The organism is Methylobacterium tarhaniae (assembly GCF_001043955.1).
In the GTDB taxonomy this organism is placed as follows: Bacteria; Pseudomonadota; Alphaproteobacteria; order Rhizobiales; family Beijerinckiaceae; genus Methylobacterium; species Methylobacterium tarhaniae.
In genome coordinates this window covers 1-17,522 of the sequence record NZ_LABZ01000090.1, presented here as the reverse complement: position 1 = coordinate 17,522, position 17,522 = coordinate 1, and the positions used below count along the sequence as shown (strand labels likewise).

The 17,522-nt window shown below is 74.2% G+C and carries 14 protein-coding genes; 5 read left to right on the top strand and 9 right to left on the bottom strand.

The features are described 5' to 3' along the window. Nucleotides 1-2: 2 nt before the first annotated feature. The 4 genes from VQ03_RS13630 to VQ03_RS13615 form a co-directional block, all read right to left on the bottom strand. Nucleotides 3-2,123, bottom strand: coding sequence for a GumC family protein (locus VQ03_RS13630; protein WP_048451427.1), 2,121 nt, complete (start codon nucleotides 2,121-2,123; stop codon nucleotides 3-5). Between the two features lie 97 nt (nucleotides 2,124-2,220). Continuing rightward, on the bottom strand, nucleotides 2,221-3,594 hold the full coding sequence (locus VQ03_RS13625; RefSeq protein ID WP_048451426.1) for an O-antigen ligase family protein: 1,374 nt from the start codon (nucleotides 3,592-3,594) through the stop codon (nucleotides 2,221-2,223). Next, nucleotides 3,588-4,859, bottom strand: a complete 1,272-nt coding sequence (locus tag VQ03_RS13620) for a lipopolysaccharide biosynthesis protein (protein ID WP_048451425.1) — start codon at nucleotides 4,857-4,859, stop codon at nucleotides 3,588-3,590. The genes VQ03_RS13625 and VQ03_RS13620 overlap by 7 nt, the downstream gene beginning before the upstream one ends. Beyond that, nucleotides 4,856-5,869, bottom strand: a complete 1,014-nt coding sequence (locus tag VQ03_RS13615; protein ID WP_048451424.1) for a lipid II:glycine glycyltransferase FemX — start codon at nucleotides 5,867-5,869, stop codon at nucleotides 4,856-4,858. Before VQ03_RS13615 ends, VQ03_RS13620 begins: the two co-directional genes overlap by 4 nt. 185 nt (nucleotides 5,870-6,054) lie before the next feature. On the opposite strand from VQ03_RS13615, the gene VQ03_RS13610 reads away from it, so the two are divergent. From VQ03_RS13610 to VQ03_RS13600, 3 genes are all read left to right on the top strand, one after another. Continuing rightward, the gene (locus VQ03_RS13610; RefSeq protein ID WP_245292077.1) at nucleotides 6,055-6,846 is read left to right on the top strand and encodes a polysaccharide deacetylase family protein; all 792 of its coding nucleotides are present in this window, start codon (nucleotides 6,055-6,057) and stop codon (nucleotides 6,844-6,846) included. Beyond that, complete coding sequence (locus tag VQ03_RS13605) at nucleotides 6,833-7,936, top strand: glycosyltransferase family 4 protein (protein WP_048451422.1); 1,104 nt, start codon at nucleotides 6,833-6,835, stop codon at nucleotides 7,934-7,936. Before VQ03_RS13610 ends, VQ03_RS13605 begins: the two co-directional genes overlap by 14 nt. Before the next feature lie 170 nt (nucleotides 7,937-8,106). After that, nucleotides 8,107-10,095 carry a right-handed parallel beta-helix repeat-containing protein gene (locus tag VQ03_RS13600; RefSeq protein WP_053078568.1) on the top strand — a complete coding sequence of 663 codons (1,989 nt, stop codon included), beginning with the start codon at nucleotides 8,107-8,109 and terminating at the stop codon, nucleotides 10,093-10,095. Here the strand turns inward: VQ03_RS13600 and VQ03_RS13595 are convergent. From VQ03_RS13595 to VQ03_RS13585, 3 genes are all read right to left on the bottom strand, one after another. Beyond that, nucleotides 10,025-10,855: a WecB/TagA/CpsF family glycosyltransferase gene (locus VQ03_RS13595; RefSeq protein WP_053078567.1), complete on the bottom strand. Its 831-nt coding sequence runs from the start codon at nucleotides 10,853-10,855 to the stop codon at nucleotides 10,025-10,027. The genes VQ03_RS13600 and VQ03_RS13595 overlap by 71 nt on opposite strands. 5 nt (nucleotides 10,856-10,860) lie before the next feature. Continuing rightward, nucleotides 10,861-12,063, bottom strand: coding sequence for a glycosyltransferase (locus VQ03_RS13590; protein ID WP_245292076.1), 1,203 nt, complete (start codon nucleotides 12,061-12,063; stop codon nucleotides 10,861-10,863). Between the two features lie 586 nt (nucleotides 12,064-12,649). Beyond that, a complete protein-coding gene (locus tag VQ03_RS13585; RefSeq protein ID WP_048451421.1) occupies nucleotides 12,650-13,648 on the bottom strand; it encodes a Gfo/Idh/MocA family protein in 999 nt (332 codons plus the stop codon). A 239-nt stretch (nucleotides 13,649-13,887) separates the two neighbouring features. Between VQ03_RS13585 and VQ03_RS13580 the strand changes: the two genes are divergently transcribed. Then, nucleotides 13,888-14,130: a hypothetical protein gene (locus VQ03_RS13580; protein WP_048451420.1), complete on the top strand. Its 243-nt coding sequence runs from the start codon at nucleotides 13,888-13,890 to the stop codon at nucleotides 14,128-14,130. Nucleotides 14,131-14,317: 187 nt separating this feature from the next. On the opposite strand, the gene VQ03_RS13575 is transcribed toward VQ03_RS13580, so the two are convergent. Then, nucleotides 14,318-16,195, bottom strand: coding sequence for an adenylate/guanylate cyclase domain-containing protein (locus VQ03_RS13575; RefSeq protein WP_048451419.1), 1,878 nt, complete (start codon nucleotides 16,193-16,195; stop codon nucleotides 14,318-14,320). Then, nucleotides 16,192-16,620 carry a hypothetical protein gene (locus VQ03_RS33045; protein WP_157064102.1) on the bottom strand — a complete coding sequence of 143 codons (429 nt, stop codon included), beginning with the start codon at nucleotides 16,618-16,620 and terminating at the stop codon, nucleotides 16,192-16,194. The genes VQ03_RS13575 and VQ03_RS33045 overlap by 4 nt, the downstream gene beginning before the upstream one ends. A 174-nt stretch (nucleotides 16,621-16,794) precedes the next feature. Here VQ03_RS33045 and VQ03_RS13570 point away from each other — a divergent pair, with 174 nt between their 5' ends. After that, nucleotides 16,795-17,397 (top strand): hypothetical protein, encoded by a 603-nt coding sequence (locus VQ03_RS13570; protein WP_157064101.1) that lies wholly within the window; start codon nucleotides 16,795-16,797, stop codon nucleotides 17,395-17,397. The last annotated feature ends 125 nt before the right edge of the window (nucleotides 17,398-17,522 follow it).

Genomic DNA, 17,522 nt, shown 5'->3' with positions numbered 1-17,522 from the left:
CCCTATTCCCGCGGATCCGCATCCGTCACGACGAGGTGCGGCCGGCGGCTCGCGCCGACCGCCTTCAGCGCCCGGTCGAGCGCGGCGAAGCGGCCGCGCCTGGCGCTGACGGCGAGGAGCTGCACCGGGATGCGCTCCTCGGCGATCAGGCGCTCGGTCACCACGTCGTCCCCGACGAGGCCGAGATCGACGACGACGAGATCCGCGGCGCTGCGCAGCAGCGCGTCGGCGAGGTGGCCGGCGAGGTCGCGCGGCAGGGCAGAGGGGCGGGGCAGCACCCGCAGGCCGGAAGGCAGGGTCACGAGGGCGTCGCCGAGGGGGGCGCGGGCCCGCAGGAGCCCGGCGAGGTCCCGCGGTGCGGCGGCCCCGAGGTCCCGGGTCAGGAGCCCCCTCGGGTCGGCATCGACGAGGATCACCTGCTCGCGGTCGGCCGCCGCCGAGAGCGCTAGGGAGCGGGCCAGGAGCGACTTGCCGGTCCGGTCGTCGGCCGCGGTGACGAGGACGACGAGCGGCTTGGCCCCCGGCTCGGCGGCGGCGAGGCGGTGGCGCAGGCGCGCGACGGCCACCTCGTAGGACCCGTCGCCCCGCGTGGAGCCGAAATCGGCGCGCAGGGCCGCCGCCCCCGCGGCCTTGCGGGGCGCCCGCGGCAGGGCGTCGAGGGCCGGGCGGCCGAGATGCCCTTCGAGGCGGCGGCGCGAGCGGACGCGGCCGGCGAGCAGCTCGAGGCCGAGGCCGCCGACGAGGCCGACCCCGAGCCCGGCGACGAGGGCGGCGACGAACACCACCGGCGTCGGCGGGCCAATGCGCTTCTCCGGCGGCGAGGCCGGCGAGATGATCCGGGAGGCCGAGGTGTCGAGGCGCTGCTGCTCCTGGAGTTCCCGGGCCCGGACCAGGAAGGCCTCGTAGACCGCCCGGCTCGCCTCGACCTGACGCTCCAGCTCGCGCAGCTGCACGAAGTCGTCGCCGACCTTCAACGCCTCGGCCTTGCGCCGCTCCAGCGTCGTGGCGAGGACGCGGGCGCTCGCCTGGGCGGCCTCGAAGTCGTTGCGGCTCGCCGCCGCGATGCGGCGGATCTCGGCCTCGATCGCCGCGCGCAGGGCCTTCTCCTGCACGACCGCCGCCATGTAGCTCGGATGGCGCCGCCCCAGGGTCTCCTCGGCGTCGGCGCGCAGGCGCTCGACGCCGGCGAGCTGCCCGCGCAGGGCCGTGATGGTCGGGTTGGTGACGATCTCGTTGGCGGAATCGAAGCGGCCGCCGGTGATCACGCCCTCGACCTGGCGCATGCGGGCGCCGGCCTCGAGGGCCTTGGCCCGGGCGGCGCCGAGCTGCTCGCTGAGCTGCGTCAGCTGCTGCTCGCTCACGAGCTGCGCGCGGGTGCCGACGAGGTTGTGCTTCGCCCGGAAGGCCTGGGCCTGGTCCTCGGCCCGGCGCAGGGCCTCGCGCAGCTCGGCGAGGCGGCCCTCGATCGCCTCGCCGGCCCGGCGGGTCGTCTCGGACCGGATGGCGGCGTCGCGGGCCAGGTAGGTCTCGGCGATGCCGCGGGCGAGGCGGGCCGCCTTCTCGCGATCCTCGGAGGTCACCCCGAGCTCCAGCACGAAGCTGCGCTCCAGGCGCCGCGCGCCGACCCGGTCGCGCAGGATCCTGAGCGCCGTCAGCCGGGGATCGGCCGGCGGCTCGGTGCGTCCGGTCAGGCGCGCGACGAGCCCCTTGATCGCGCCGACGAGGGTCTCGCGGCCCTGGAACTCGGGATCCTTGGCGAGGTCGAACCGGTCGACGGCGCGGCCGAGCACGTCGTCGGAGGTCAGCACGCGCAGCTGGCTGTCGACGAGGAGGAGGCTCGCATCGCTCGCCTGGTCCGGCGGGGTGAGCCCGTCCTTCACCACCTGGAGCCCGCGCGGGTCGATGAGGATCTGCGTCGAGGCGGCGTATTGCGGCGGGTTCAGCTGCGTCCAGGCCGCCGCGAGGGCGAGGAACAGCAGGACGGGCAGCAGCACCGTGATCCAGCGCAGGCGCACGGACCGCAGGATCTCCCGCGGGTCGAGGAACCAGGGGTCGCGCCCCTCTCCCTCCCGCGGGGCGGCGCCGATGAGCAGCCCGTTCCGGACATTCTCGACCATGGTCATGATGCGCCCAAGGCTCCCCAAAGGCTCTCGCTGCGGGTCGGGTCTGTTCCGTTCCGGGACGATCGGGCCGGAGAAGACCCCCTTCGTCCGCGTCGCTTCAAGCCGTGGGCCAGGCCCGCTCCGTCCCGCCGGGGGAAGGGACGGGCCGGGCGGCGACCATCGGCACCTCCTCGGCTTCGCGCCGCGCCGCCCGCGCGGTGGCGAGCACCGCCACGTAGGCCAGCACGTTGACGTTCCAGTCCTGGAACAATCCGGGCGTCGTCATCCCGTTGAGGGCCAGCATCAGGATCAGGCAGGCCATGATGCGGCGCGTGCCGCGATCCGTCCGGGCGGCGAAGCGGATCGGTTCGACCAGGGTCAGGATCGCGAAGGACAGGCCGACGATGCCGGTGCCGGCCCAGGCGCTCAGGAACATGTTGTGCGAGCTGGTGATGAACACCGCGTCGCGGCCCAGCTCGTCGGCGAGTTCCGTCGTCGGGATCAGGAGCTGCACGAAGCGGTCCGCCGCCGAGAAGCCGGAGCCGAGCAGGCGGTCCTGCGTCGCCGCGATGAAGGTCGGCCAGAACGTGCCGCGGCCGGTGGCGTTGGCGAGTTCCTCGCGCGGCTTCTGGAGGATGACCGACAGGGTGTCGAGCAGGGCCGGGACGCTCGACAGGCCGACCATCAGGAACAGGAACAGCACGATCGAGACCAGCGCCAGCACGATACCGGCGAGGCGCAGGCCCGGGCGGCGCGAGGCGATCATCAGCGCCGGCCCGACCGCGATCAGCGCTCCCGTCGAGGCGGCCGATCCGGCGATGACGAAGCCCGCCGCCGCCAGCACCAGGTAGCGGCCACGCCGCGGGTTGGGCGGCCCGAACGCCGCCGCGAAGCCGAGGAGCGCGCAGACCAGCGGCATCATGTTGTTCTTGGCCGAGGAGAACACGATGCCGGAGGCGAGGCTCCGGACGATCTCCGGCGTCACAGAGGCGAGCCAGGCGAGCGTCACGACGGCGAGGATGTCGGCGAGGCGATGCCGGATGTCGGGCCGGTCGAAGACCAGGATCGAGGCCAGGGTGAACACCGCCAGCTCCGCGGTGCGGTAGAGGGTGTAGGCCGGCACGATCGACCAGGCGGCGCTCAGGCCGTTCACGCCGATCATCATCGTGAACGGCAGGTAGGGCATGGCGAAGGGCAGCAGGAGGACGCGGCGGTCGGCGGCGATCTTGACCAGGAGGTAGAAGGCCGTGAGGCCGGTGAGCACGATCGTGACGACGTTCGAGGCCGTCAGCCCCTGCTCCAGCACGGCATTGCCGTCCTCGCGCGGCACCGTGAAGACGAGGGGCATGAAGGCGAACACCACCACCAGGGCGAGCGGCCAGAACAGGGGCGCGCCGCCCGAGGGCGGATGCGTCTCGAGGCGGCGGCGCAGGACCGGGTAGGCGACCGCGAACCAGGTCGCGACCCCGATGGCGATCAGGGCGTTCAGCATCGCGGGCTCTCCGCTGGCGTGGCGCGACCGCGGCCGAGGGCCGCCAGGAGGGCGACGAGGGAGGCGCCGTGCGCCAGCGCCACCACGGCCGCGGCGCCCGTGGCGCCGTAGCGGCCGAGCAAGGGCTGGATCAGGGCCAGCGACACCGCGAAGCTGACCGCGAAGGCACGGAAGATCACGTCGGTGCGCCGCCGCGCCCGGAAGATCTGCGCCACCATGTCCCGCAGGAAGATGAACGCCACGCCGAGCGCCAGCCAGCGCAGGCAAGGCGCGTAGGGCATGTAGGGCGCGCCGAAGACGAGGCGCAGCCAGAGATCCGCCGGGACGGCCACGAGCGCCAGGAGGAAGCCGACCGGAACCCCGAGGCGGCGGGTGACCGCGAGGAGATAGGCCCGCAGCGCCGGCTCGCCGCCGGTCTCGTAGGCCCGGCCCGCTCCCGTGGGCACCACGTTCTCGGTCGCGGCCAGCATCAGGAGCACGATGCCGACGAGGTACTGCGCCGCCCGCAGCCCCCCGAGCGCCTCGTCGCCGAGCGTCCCGCCGGCCAGGATCCAGACCAGCTGCTCCTGCCCGAAGGTGACGAGGACGACCGGCAGCAGCCAGCGCGCCATCTGCCAATGGCGCCGGGCGGTGACGGTCAGCTGCCGGCGCCCGGGCTCGACCGCCCGGCCGAGCAGCACCGGCAGCGTCGTCAGGAAGGCCGTGAGCGCCAGGAACTCGACGAGCCGCGCCGCATCGAGGGGAATTCCCGCCGCCCACAGGCCCGCGACGGCGAGGGGGAATGTCGCCGCCCGGACGAGATCCATGGCGAGCGCCTTGGCCCCGCCGCCATAGGCGAAGAGCAGTCGCCGGGCGGTGAGCTGGAGGTTCTGCGCCAGGGTCAGTGCCCCGGCGGCGGTGACGAGATCGACCGGGACCGCCTCGCCGCGGACGGAGAAGTACAGGGCGAGGGCACCCGCGACGCCGAGGGCGAGGCCGGCCGCCAGGACCAGGGCGCCGGTGCTCACCGCCGCCGCGTAGCGGGCAGGGTGGCGGACGCTGCCGGCCAGCGTCATCAGCGGCGCGGTGACGAGCGCGTTGTGCAGCCCCTGCGCGAAGCCCGCGACGATGAGCACGAGGGCGAAGCGCCCGAACGCCTCCATGTCGATCAGGCGCGCGGCCGCGATGCCGGCAAGGAAGCCGAAGCCGCTCACCGCCGCCTGGTCGAGGAGGGAGAGCAGGGCCGGCCCGCGCAGGCGCGCGAGGAGGGGAGGGAGAACCCTCACCGGGCGAGCACCGCCCCGGCCGCCGCGGTCACGAGGCGGTGGCGGCCAAAGAGCCAGAGCGGCCCGCTCGACGCGACGTCGCGGGTGAGCCCGCGCTTGAAGTCGAAGACGCCGCGGTTCCCGGCCGGGTCGATGCCGCCGAAATCGAACACCCGGCAGCCCTCCTCGACGCCGCGGCGGATGAAGCTCCACACCGCCAGATGCGCGGCGGCGTTCGTCTTGGCCCGCTCGGTCGAGGCGGTGAAGAAATCGGTGAAACGGTCGCGGCTCAGATGCGCGATGCGCACCAGGCAGCGCTCCTCTCCCTCCCGCACCTCGAGCATGACGTGGCGCGGGTCGTTCGCCGCGAGGTCGCGGTAGGCGGCGGGATCGAAGTCGTTCGAGAATCCCTTCCGGATCTTGAGCGCCGCGTACATCGCCGCGAAGGCATCGAAGGCGTCGAGCCGCTCGGCCGGGTCGTCGAGGAAGCGCACGGTGAGGTCGGCGTTGCGCTGAGCCTTGCGCAGGCGCTGGCGCCAGCGTGGATCCGTCCCGGCCAGGATCGCGTCGAGGCCGCGGGTCAGGTCCACCTCCAGGGTGTGCCGGCCCGCGGTCGCGACCGGGCGGAATCCCGCCGCCAGGAGGCCGAGCACCGCGCCCGGGCTCTCGGCCCGGTTGAAATCGGCCACCAGGAGGTCGAGGGACCCGAGCGCCAGATGGGCGAGCAGGGCGCGCACCACCGCCTCGCCCTGGCGCTCGCCCTTGTCGGTGAGGAGCGGCCCGCCCTGGATGTAGATCTGCCGGGCCGGACCGCGGCAGCGCGTCTGCGCCTGGGCCAGGCCGAGGATGTCGCCGTCCTCGTCGACGACGGCGAGCCGCTCGATCGCAGCGCCCCGGCGCGCCTTGTAGGTGCCCCAGCCCGCGGCGGAAAAGATGGTGCCGCGCGGCTGGCTCCACACGGTCTCGTCCCAGGTTGGCACGTCGACCAGGGCCGAGACCCGCAATCCCGTCTCACGTTCCGTCTTGGTCATGGATGTCCCGTGCCAGGATGCGACAGCGCGCACCGTCGATGCGCCCATGACGCAAGCGGCGCACCGCGCAGTCGGCGCTCCGCTCGCCTCGGCCGAAAGCCCCGCGCGATCGATCCACACCTACGTGGTCTGCTTGCCTTGTCCCGGCGCCGGGCCGGTCTCAACTACGGGGGGACGGCTCTTCGATGACGGCAGGCGGGATGCTGCAACCCTTCAAGACCCTCGCCCGCGACCATCCGGTGGTCCGGGCGCTGCTGCTGCGCGGGCTCGCCCGGCTGCGCCGGCTCGCCCACGCGCCCCCGGGCCTCTACACCCTGTGCTACCATCGGGTGCCGGAGCGTCACCGGGCCGGGTTCGCGGCGCAGATCGCCTACCTGCAGCGGCACGGCCGCTTCGTCGGGGCCGACGAGGCGGTGACGCTGCTCGAATCCGGTGCGGCCGGGGCGGGGCGCCACTTCCTCGTCACCTTCGACGACGGCTATGCCGACACCGTCGAGGTCGCCTTGCCGGTCCTGTCCGCCGCCGGGGTGCCGGCGATCCTGTTCCTGGTCAGCGACTGGCTCGACGCCCCGCCGACGAGCCCGCCCGGCCCCTATGCCGGCCGGGCCCTGGTGGCCGCCTGGCTCGCCGGCGGCATGGCGATCGGCGCGCACGGCGTCAGCCACGCCCGCATCGCGACCCTGGACGACGCCGGCGCCGAGCGGGAGATCGCCGGGTCCCGCGCCGCGCTCGAGGCCGCGACGGGACGGCCGGTCCGGCACTTCGCCTGCCCCTGGGGCGTCGCGGAGCGCGATTACCGTCCCGGCCGCGACCCGGGGCTGGCGCTCGCCGGCGGCTACGCCACCTTCTTCACCACCCGCCGCGGCGTCGCCACCGGCCGCCGGGACCTCGCGACGATGCCGCGCCACGTCCTCGAACCGGAATGGCCCCTGCACGAGCTCGATGCCCTGATGGGAGCCCGCCTTGCGCGACGGTGAGCGCCCCGTCGTGGTGGTGACCGGCGCGCTCGCCCCCTACACCCAGGTGCTCTACCGGGCGCTCGCGGCCGCCCTCGACCGGCCGCTGACCGTGCTCGCCTGCGCGGCCCGGGAGCCCGCCCGCCAGTGGGAGCTGGCGGCGGCGGACGGCTACGGCTTCGCGGTGCTGCCGGGCCTGCGCTGGCACCGGGACGCCGTGCGCAACCTCTACGTCAACCCGGGCGTCGTCCCGCGCCTCGCCGCCTTGCGGCCGGCGGCCGTGATCCTCAACGATTTCTCGCCCACCATGGCGATGGCGGCGCTCGCGGCGAGAGCCCTGCGCATTCCGTTCGCGATCCGCACCGACGGCGTGCCGGAGACCGATCCCGGCGCCCGCTCGCCGGCGCACCGGGCCCTCCGGCGGGCGATCGTTCCCGGGGCCGCCTTCGGCCTCGCCCCGAGCGAGGGCAGCCGGACGCTGCTGGCCGCCTACGGGCTCGCACCGGAGCGGGTGTTTCGCGCGCCCCTCTTTCCGGCCTGGACGCCCGCGCCGCCCCTGCCCGCGCCCGAGACCCGGCCCTACGACGTGCTGTTCTGCGGCATCCTCAACGAGGAGGTGAAGGGCGCGCGCTTCTTCACCGACGTGATGCGGGCCTGCGCCGCCGCCGGGCGCCCCTTGCGGGTGCGGGTGGCGGGCGACGGCCCGCTCCGGGCCGAGATGGCGTCGCGCCTCGCCGAGGCCGGGATCCCGGCCCGGTTCGACGGCTACCTCGCCCAGGGGGCGCTGGCCGAGGCCCATGCCTCCGCCCGGCTCCTGCTCTTCCCGAGCCGCGGCGACGTGTGGGGCATCGTGGTCAACGAGGCGCTCCAGAGCGGGACGGCGGTTCTCGCCTCGCCCCATTCCGGTGCCGCCCGCGAGCTGCTGGAGGCCCGGGGCTGCGGCGTGGTGCGGCCGATGGATGTCGCCGACTGGGCCCGGACCACGGTGGCGCTCCTCGACGATCCCGGGCGACGGGCCGCCCTGCGGGACGCGGCCGAGCGGGTGCTGCCGGAGGTCTCGCTCGCACGCGCGGTCGCGGCGTATCGGGCGGGGCTCGCATCGGTGGGGTGACGCGCGCCGGTCGCGCGAAGCCGCACCCTGCACGGGGCGGGGAGGGAGACATCCTACGCCTTTCTTCTTCCCGGGACGGTCTTGTCCTAAGAGGACGGGAACATGCGCATGCGGGCGCGGTGGGACCGCATCGCCGCGATCCGCCGCCGGCAGGCTCGGGAAACCCCTTCATGCGGACCCTGCTCCTCGTTGCCGCCGCTCTCCTCGCCGGTGTGCCGGCCGCGGCGGCCCCGATCGAGATCCCGGTCGCGGCCGAAGGCGTGCGCTCCGGGCCCGGCGGCGTTGCCACCCTCACGGAGGCCTTGGCCGAGGCCCGGCGGCGGCGCATCCGCGATCCCGGGGCGGCGATCGTCATCGCGCTCGGATCCGGTACGCACCGCCTCGCCGGCGCCGTGCGGCTGAGGAGCCAGGATGGCGGCCAGGCCGGGGCGCCGCTGGTGATCCGCGGCCCTGCCGACGGGTCGGCCCGCCTCGTCGGGAGCCTGCGCCTCACGCCGGTCCCGGTCGATCCGGCGCTGGCCGGCCGCCTGCCGGCGGCGGCGCGCGGGCACGTGCGGGCCTACCGGCTGCCGCCGGCCCTGCGGCGTGAGGCGCGGATCCAGGCGCCGATCGTCCTCAACGGACCCCCGGCGCCGCCGGCCTTCGAGGTGTTCGACGGCGAGGGCGCGATGCATCCGGCGCGCTGGCCGGCGGAAGGCTTCGCCAGGGCGGAGGACGGGGATGGACCTGCCTTCACCCTGGCGGATCTCCCGCCGAGCCGGCTGCGCGACGAGCCCGACCTGTGGGCGGAAGGCTACTGGCGCTGGGGCTGGCTGTTCGAGGCGCTGCCGGTGGTGCGCACCGCGGCCCAGGGACACGGGACGCGCCTCACCCTCGACCGGACGCCCTACGAGGGCATCCGTGCCGGCGCCCCCATCCGCCTCGTCCACCTGCTCGCCGGCCTCGACCGGCCCGGCGGCTGGTGGCGCGACGCGCGGAGCGGGATCCTGCTCGCCTGGCCGCGGGGCGGGGAGACTGTCGAGGTCTCGGTCGCCGAGACGCTGCTGTCGGTCGAGGGCGCCGCCCATCTGCGGGTCGAATCCCTGCGCCTCGCCATGGCCCGGGGCGACCTCGTGAGCGTGCGCGGCGGGCGCGACGTGGTGATCGCCGACAGCGTGCTCTCCCTCTCCGGCGGGCGCGGGGCGGTGTTCGCGGGCGCGCGAGACAGCGGGCTTCGACACTGCGACGTCGCCGGGACCGGCGCCGAGGCGGTGATGCTGTCGGGAGGGGATCGCCGCACGCTCGCCCCCGGCGGGCTGTTCCTGCGCGACAGCCGCCTCACCGGCTATGCCCGCCGCGAGCCGACCCAGCACCCGGCCGTCGCCCTCGACGGCGTCGGCGCCGAGGTCGCGGGCAACGTCATCCACGATTCGCCGGCCTACGCGGTCCACATCCGCGGCAACGACCACCGGATCACCGGCAACGAGATCGCGAACCTGCTCGCCGGCGCCACCGATACCGGGGCGATCTATGCCGGCCGGGACTGGACCGCGCGGGGCAGCCTGATCGCCGGCAATGTCCTGCGCGACATCCGGGGCGGCGCCGACACCGAGGTCAAGGGCGTCTATCTCGACGACATGGCGAGCGGATTCACCGTCACCGGCAACCTCTTCCTGCGGGTCGACCAGCCCGTCTTCATCGGCGGTGGGCGCGACACCCTCGTCGAGGGCAACGTCTTCGTCGATTCGAGCCCGTCGGTCCACGTCGATTCCCGCGGGCAGACCTGGGCCCGCGACGCGGTCACCGACCCGCAATCGGAGCTGCGCGCCGCCTATGCGGCGATGCCGGTGGAATCGCCCGTCTGGCGGGCGCGCTATCCGCGGCTGCCCGGCCTGCTCGACGACCGCCCGGCGGTGGCGACCGGCAACGTCATCGCCGACAACCTGCTGGTGCTGAGCGATCCGCCCCGCTTCACCGACGGGGGTGAGGCGGCCGAGCAGAGCCTCGCCCGCAACCGCAATCCGGCGAGCCCCCGCGCCGACCTGGACAGGCTGGCGCGCACCGCCGTGAACCCGGCGGATTTCGCCGGGCTCGCCGAGGGGAGCGGCCTCAGGCTGCCGACGATCCCGTCTGCCCGGACGCGCCGGTCTCCGACGGCCGGGGCGCCTTTCGGGCGGTGAGGGCATCCCGCGCCGCGATCAGCAGGAAGCGCGGGATGGTGTCGAGGTAGCGCCGCCACAGCCGCCGCGGCTCGCGGGCGAGGCGGTAGGCCCATTCGAGCCCGGCGACCTGAAGCGTCTTCGGCGCCCTGGGGATGCGGCCGGTCGCGACGTCGAAGGCGGCGCCCACCCCCATGGCGATGGTGCCCGGCAGGTGCGGGGCATGCGCCGCCATGAACATCTCCTGCTTCGGCGTGCCGAGGCCGACCCAGACGATCTGCGCCCCCGAGGCGCGGATGCGCTCCCGCATCGCCTCGGTCTCGGCGGCGCTGAGGGGGCGGAAGGGCGGCGTCTCGATGCCGGCCACCTGCAGCCCGGGCACCCGGGCGCGCATCGTCGTGGCGAGCAGGTCCGCAACCCCCTCGCCGCCGCCGAGGAAGTAGTGGCGCCAGCCCTGCGCCGCGCCGGCCCGGCACAGGGCCTCGACGGACTCGATCCCCGGCACCTGCCGCATGGCGGTGAGGCCGCGCCAGCGGCCGATCCAGCTCAGGGGGCGGCCGTCGGCGCAGACGAGCAGGGCGTCGCGATGGGCGGCGTGCAAGGCGGCGTCCTTCTGCGCCCGCACCACCCCGTGGGCGTCGCGAAAGACCACGAAGGTGCCGGGCTGGGCCGGCCCGGCGGCGAGCCGCCGCCCGACCGCCGCGATCAGCCCGGCCATGTCGGTGGCCGAGACCGGAACGCCGCCGATCGTGAAGGAAGGGACGAGGGGATCGTGTGCCACTGAGGTCAGGTTCCCGTTCTGGTGAGGGGGATGTCCGCCGCGCGCGCGGCGACGGCGTCCCGGTAGATCTCGAGGAGGGCGCGGGTGGTGACGTCCTCGCGCCACTCGCGCTCGTAGACGGCGCGGGCCTCCCGCCCCATGGCGGCCGCCGCCGCGGGATCGCCGGCGATGCGGCCGAGGGCACTGGCGAGGTCGGCGGCATCGCCCGGCTCGGCGAGGAGCCCGGACGTGCCCTCCGCGACGAGGCCGGCGAGCGCGCCGATGCGCGAGGCGACGACCGGGGTCCCGGCCGCGAAGGCCTCCGCCACCACCATCGGCAGGCCCTCGTACCAGAGCGACGGGACGACGAGCGCGGAGGCCCGCGCCATCGCGGCCTGGACCGCGTCCGGGGGCAGGGCGCCCTTCAGGTCGAGGCCCGGATGGCCGGTGAGCGCGCTCGCGAGCGGCCCCTCGCCGATCACCGTGACGCGCAGGCCGGCCCTGGCGGCGGCCTCGGCGAGGACGATCAGGCCCTTCTCGGGGCTGAGCCGGCCGACATAGAGGAGGCCCTGCCGGGCTCCGTCCCCGGACGGTCCCGGATCGGGCAGCCCGTTCGGGCGGATGCGGATCTTGTCCGCCGGGAAACCCGCTTCGACGAAGCGCTCGCGGGCGAAGGGCGTGAGGGCGATGAACCGGTCGACGTCCCGCCGCCAGGTGCCGGCCCGGCGGTGATGGTCGATCATGCGGGCGACCGCCAGGGAGCCGATCCGCGAGCCGCGGTAGCAGGCGAACCGCACCGCCCGGTAGGGCGAACCGGCGACGCAGAGCTCGCACGGCGCGCCGTCGCGCATCAGGAAGGCGTTGGCGCAGACCAGGCGGTAATTGTGCAGCGTCTGCACCGTGGCGCAGCCGGCGGATCGCGCCGCCGCGTGGATGCCCGGCGAGAGCAGCGGGAAGAAATTGTGGACGTGGATCACGTCCGGCGCGAAGCGGCGCGCCGCCGCCATCACCCGGGCGATCCCCTCCGGGGCGTGCGTCGCCCCGACGGCCGCCCGCAGCCGGTCGAGGCCGGAAGCGATCGCGTCGTTGTCGAGGAAGACCGCCTCGACGGCGCAGCCCGCCTGCTCCAGGGCGGCGAGGTCGCGGGCGACGGCCGCATCCTCGCCGCCGCGCACCTGGTAGCGGTTATGGGCGACGAGGACGCGCAGGGGCGCCGGCCCGGCGCTCATCGGGGGCGTCCGCGGGCGCAGGTCCCCGGACAGGCCCGTGCCGTCCCGGCCGATCGGGCCGGTGCTCCGTGTCGTCCTGGATTCCCTCTCCCGCATCCCGATCCCCGCGCCAAATCGCCAGACGGCCAAATCGCCAGGCAGCCAAGTCGCCAGGCAGCCAAGTCGCCAGGCAGCCAAGTCGCCAGGCAGCCAAGTCGCCAGGCTCTCAAGGCGTCAAGCCGCCAAGTCCGCAATCCGCTCTGCGCAGCCCCCGCGATCCCGTTCCGAGACTTGTCGGCGCCGGTCGGCGGTCCTGTCCAAGAGATCGGAGCCCAGGTCTAACGATCCTGCGTGGAGATAACGCGTGACGTGGAGATGTTCAGCCGCGGACGATTACCGAGCCCGGCCGATCGAGGCCGTTCGGTCGGCCTCGTCGCACGAGCCCGGGACGAGGCGGAGGATTGTTCCGCGCCGTGACGCGGTGCGATCCGCGATCGGGATCCGCCTGCGACCGCAGCGGCCTGTCGGCCGCCGAGCGTGGCGCTATGCCGCCGAGGGGGGGCCGCCTCCTGCGGGTCGTCGGGATGTGACGTCGTGTCCGGCCCGGTCAGCGTCCGAGGCCGGTGCCCGTCTGCGCCAGGATGGCCTCGACGACCTCCTGGACCTCCAGCGCCTCGGCCAGGGTGGCGAGGGAATGGGGCTCGCCGCGCGTCATCCGCACCACCCCGTCGAGCTGGCGGCGCAGGGCGATCGGGCGGGCGCGCTCGTTCGGCATGGCGTCGGCGGCGGGCGCGAAGCGGCCGTCCGGCTCCCGCCGCTCGGCGATCGCCCAGTCGCGCAGGCGCACCGCCCCGGCCTCGCCTTCGAGCGTCCAGGTGTTGTGATCGTCGAGCGCCGTCTCGCCGACCCGGCCGCGCAGCACGACCGGCACGTCGCCGGCCCGGAACGTGGCGTCGATCGCCCGCTCCGACCGGCCCGGCTCCGGGAAGACGGCCTGCGCCGCGAGACCCTGCAGGGGCCCGAGCAGGCGGCGGCTGAGGAACAGGAAGTGGGACACCACCTCGCGGGTGAAGCCGCCCTCCTGCGGCGCGTCGAGCCAGCCCGCGGCGTCGGCCTGCCATCCCCGCGGCCAGCGGGCGAAGGCGACCTCGATGGTCAGGCGGCGCGGCGTGCCGACCGCGCCGTCGGCGATCCACTGCGCCAGGGTGGCGACCCCGAGCGAGGAGGCGAACGGGAAGTTCACGGCGCCGCGGTCGCCCGCATCCGCCACGAAGGCGCGCGCCTCGGCGAGATCGACGGCGAGCGGCTTCTCGCAGAAGACGCTCCGCCCCGCCGCCAGGGCCGCCCGGGCGTGGCCGAGATGCGAGGCGGGCGGGGAAGCGATGTAGACGCAGTCGCTTGCCGCCACGACGGCGGCGGCATCCGCCGCCAGGGGCAGGTCCGGGAAACCGGCGGCGATGCGCGCCCGCGCCGCGGGTGACGGGTCCCACAGGGCCGCGACCCGGACCGGCGCGTCGTCCTGACCGAGGACGGCGTTCAGCATGCGCTCTCCCATGATGCCGGCGCCGATGATGCCGAGGGCGAGGGGTTCGGTGGGCTGGCGCATCTGGGATCCTGGAAAGCGAGGCTTCCTCATAAGGCCGAACAGGCAGTGGGGGAACGCGGTTTCGATCGACGCGCATGCGTCGTCCCCGCGAGCGATGCGCCGGACGCGGCGGTGCTGCGCGGGGAGGGGCTTGCGGTCGCGATTAACCTTGCGTTAACCATCCGCTCCGAACGGCACGCCGCTCGCACTCTCCTCCTGCGAGCGGGCCTCAGGTGTCCCGCATCGGGAGAGATGTTCGCATGTGGCACAGTGCCGTCGGATTCCTCGCCGTCGCGATCTCGGTCGCGCTGATCATCCGGCATTTCGGCGCCCCTCGGGCGGTGATCTACGGCTTCGTGATCACCGGGATCGCCGCCTCGCTCGCGACGCTGCTCCTCGCCGATTCCTACACGGTCGATCCGGGCGTGAGCCCTGCGCCGGCCTTCGGCCAGATGGCGCCCGTCCCGGGCCGCGACGCGCTGGACCTGCGGGTCTGGCGCTGACGGCTCGGTCCGGAACCGCGAGAGCGGCGCCACGTCGGCGATCTTCGGACCGCAGTCGGGGACGCGCGTGGGCCCGGGTTGATGCGGCGCGACGCCGACCCGGCCGGCATGGTCGGGCAGCACCGAAGTGACGGGGCCCCCGCGAGATGCATCGAAGTGTCGGCGGTCGAGGGATTCGCGGCTCTCGTCACCGCTCCGGCAGGCCGGCGCGCCGCAACCCGTCGTAGATCCGCTCACGCTGGGCGAGGAAGGTCGGGTCGGTGGAGGTCAGGCTGCGGTAGCGGGCGATGGTGTAGCCGGGCCTGAGCCTGAGGAACTCGGCGAGGGAGGTCCGCGCCTCCGCCTCCCGGCCGAGCCGCGCGAAGGCGCAGGCGAGGTAGAGGTGGGGGAAGTCGAAGAGCGGGTTCACGGCCGCGGCGCGGCGCAGGGGCGCGATCGCCTCCTCGTCCCGCCCGAGATGCAGCTTCGCCAGCCCGTCCCGCGCCAGCCAGGCGCCGAGCAGCGGATCCTTCGGGCTGAGGCGGATCGCGGCGGCGACGTCGCGCTCCGTCTCCGCCGCCCGGCCGAGGAAGATGTGGATGAGGCCGCGATAGGCGTGCGCCCGCGCGAAGCTGGGGTTGAGGGTGAGCACCCGGTCGAAGGCGGCCAGCGCCTCGGCGTAGCGGGCGCGGGCGCGCAGCGTCTCGCCGCGCAGGTAATGCGCGAAGGGATGGGTCGGGTCGCCCTGCAGCACGGAGGCGACGGCCTGCTCGGCCCGCTCGAGGTCGCCCGCCCGCTCCGTCGTCCAGCCGTTCAGCACCCCGTCGACGAGCACTTCCGCCAGTCCCAGCCGCGCGTGGGTGTTCCCCGGATCGAGGGCCAGCGCGCGCTCGAACAGCGGCCTCGCCCCGGCATGGTTCTCCCGGGCGAAGGGGCGGTTGAGCAGGGCCTGGCCCCGCATCACCAGGTCCACCGCATCCGCCGGGTGCCCGGCGCGCGCCTGCGTCGCGGCCTCCAGGAGCCGCACGCCGAGGGCGCGGCCGACCTGGGCGACGAGGGCGTCCTGCGCGGCGGCGAGGTCGGCGCGGGCGCCGTCGTAGCGGTCCGCCCAGATGGCGGCGCCGGTCTCGGCATCGGTGAGCTGCACGGCGAAGCGCACCTGCTCGGCGCTCTGCCGCAGGCTGCCCTGCACGACGTAGCGCACGCCGAGCTCCCGGCCGACGGCGCGGGGCTCGACCGGCCGCCCCTTGTAGGACTGGGCCGTGCCGTGGGCGATGACGAAGGTCCCGGGCGCCCGGGCGAGGTCGGCGGCGAGATCCTCGGCGAGCTGCTCGGCGAGGTAATCCTGCTCCGTGTCGCCGCTCTGGTTGGCGAGCGGCAGGACGACGAGCGACAGCCGCGGCCGCGGCTCCTCCGCCCGCTCGGGCGCGCCGGTCGGCGGCCAGGCGAAGGCGAGCCCCGCGGCGACCAGCGCCGCGGCGACGGCGAGCGCGGGCCTGACGGCCCGCCGCGCCCGGGCGAGGCGCGAGGTCCGCCCGTCCGGCGGCGGCACGGCGTAGACGCGCACCGGCCGGGCGATGTTCTTCAGGCGCTGCGGACCGAGATCGATGAAGCGGAGATCCGGCAGGCCGCGCACGTGCAGGTAGGCGGCTTCCGACAGCCGCAGCGCACCCGGCTCGGCCGCCGATTGCAGGCGGGCGGCGATGTTGACGCCGTCGCCGAACAGGTCGCCCTCATGCACCATGACGTCGCCGATATGGATGCCGATGCGCAGGCGGAACCGGCCCGCATCCCCCTCGGCCTCGGCGAGCGTCCGCTGGATCGCCAGGGCGCAGGCGACGGCATCCGTCACGCGGGCGAATTCCGCGAGCACGCTGTCCCCGGCCGTGTTGGCGATCCGCCCGCTGCGCGCAGAGATCAGGCGATCGACGATCCGCCGGGTGGCCTGGAGCGCCCGCATGGCGCCGCTCTCGTCGGCATGCATCGCCTTCGAGTAACCGGCGATGTCGGCGACGAAGATCGCCGCCAGCCGACGCTCCGGGACCGACCACTCCGTTGCGGTGGACCGCTTCGTGCGCTCGCTCACGGCGATTCGCCCGCGCCAAGGGCCGCGTCGGGCCTGTCCCACACCAACCTCGCCCCTTCGGACGGAATTCGTGACGTCAAACCGCGCATCGCGAAAATATCAATCATTCCGATAATCATCGAAAACGACCCCCATCTTCTTACCCGAATCGTTCTTGATCGTTCTTGTCCAAATTCCTCGGCGGTCCCGAGGTTCAGGATCGTGTTGATCAATGTCGACGACGTGGGGCGGATCGACGTCTGCATCGATCCGGGATCCGTCCAGGATCGAGAGCAGTGCATCAGCGTGGCCGTGCCGGTAGCATGCTCGGAATACCGGAAGATTTCGTCCCGGTAATGTTTCCGGACGGGTTCGGCTGCGCGGCTGTGCCGCTGATCTCCGCCGAATTGCGGATCGCGGCGAGCGGACGGCGCGGCGACGGTCACGACCACCTCGTCCGTAGTTACCCAGGGAGTTAAAAATACTCCCTCTGTCTCCCTCGCGACTGGAAAATATTTTTTAAGGAACGATCCTAACAGCACGCTGAGATAACAACCATCCTGTCCAAGGGACATGCTGATCAAACGCTGTTCAGGTTCAGCATCGGGCGCAAGCTGGCTTTGTCATCTGCCGTCACGGCGTTGTTCGCCGGCGCCGCCGTGTACAATCAATGGTCGAGCAACACGGAGATCCGTGCCGCGAACGACGCGGTGTCGCGAGAGGAGACGATCCTGCGGGGAGTCACGCAGGCGCAGCTCGCCGTCAGCCGGATCCAGCTGAGCTACAAGTCCGTCGAGCTGGCGCGGGATGCGGCGGCGGCCGACGCGGCCGTGAAGAGGGCCCTCGACGAGGCGAGCGCCGCCGGCAAGGGGCTCGAGCGGCCGATCGCGATCGCCCTGAAGCCGGTGGTCCTGCGCGAGAGCGAGCGCACCGTGCGGGATCTCGCCGCCGCGGTGAAGGCCTACGCGCAGCTGGGCCGGGCGGATCTCTACGGCCGGCCGGTCGACGCGGCGGCGGCCGGTGCGTCCCGCGATGGGATCGCCGCCCTCATCGGGCGGGCCGAGAGGACCATCGACGAATCGGTCGCCAATGCCAACCGCTTCACCCACGAGGCGATGACGGCCGCATCGGAGCGGATCGCCGCGGCGACGCGGATCGGCCTGGTCGCGGGTGCGGCGATGCTGCTGAGCCTTCTCGCTGCGGTCCTCGGACTGATGGCGTGACCGACCAGACGGTGGGGGCGATCGGCGCGATCACGTCCCGGATCCGCGAGATCGACACCGTGGTGACGTCGATCGCGGCCGCGGTCACCCAGCAGGGCGCGGCGACCCAGGAGATCGTGCGCAAC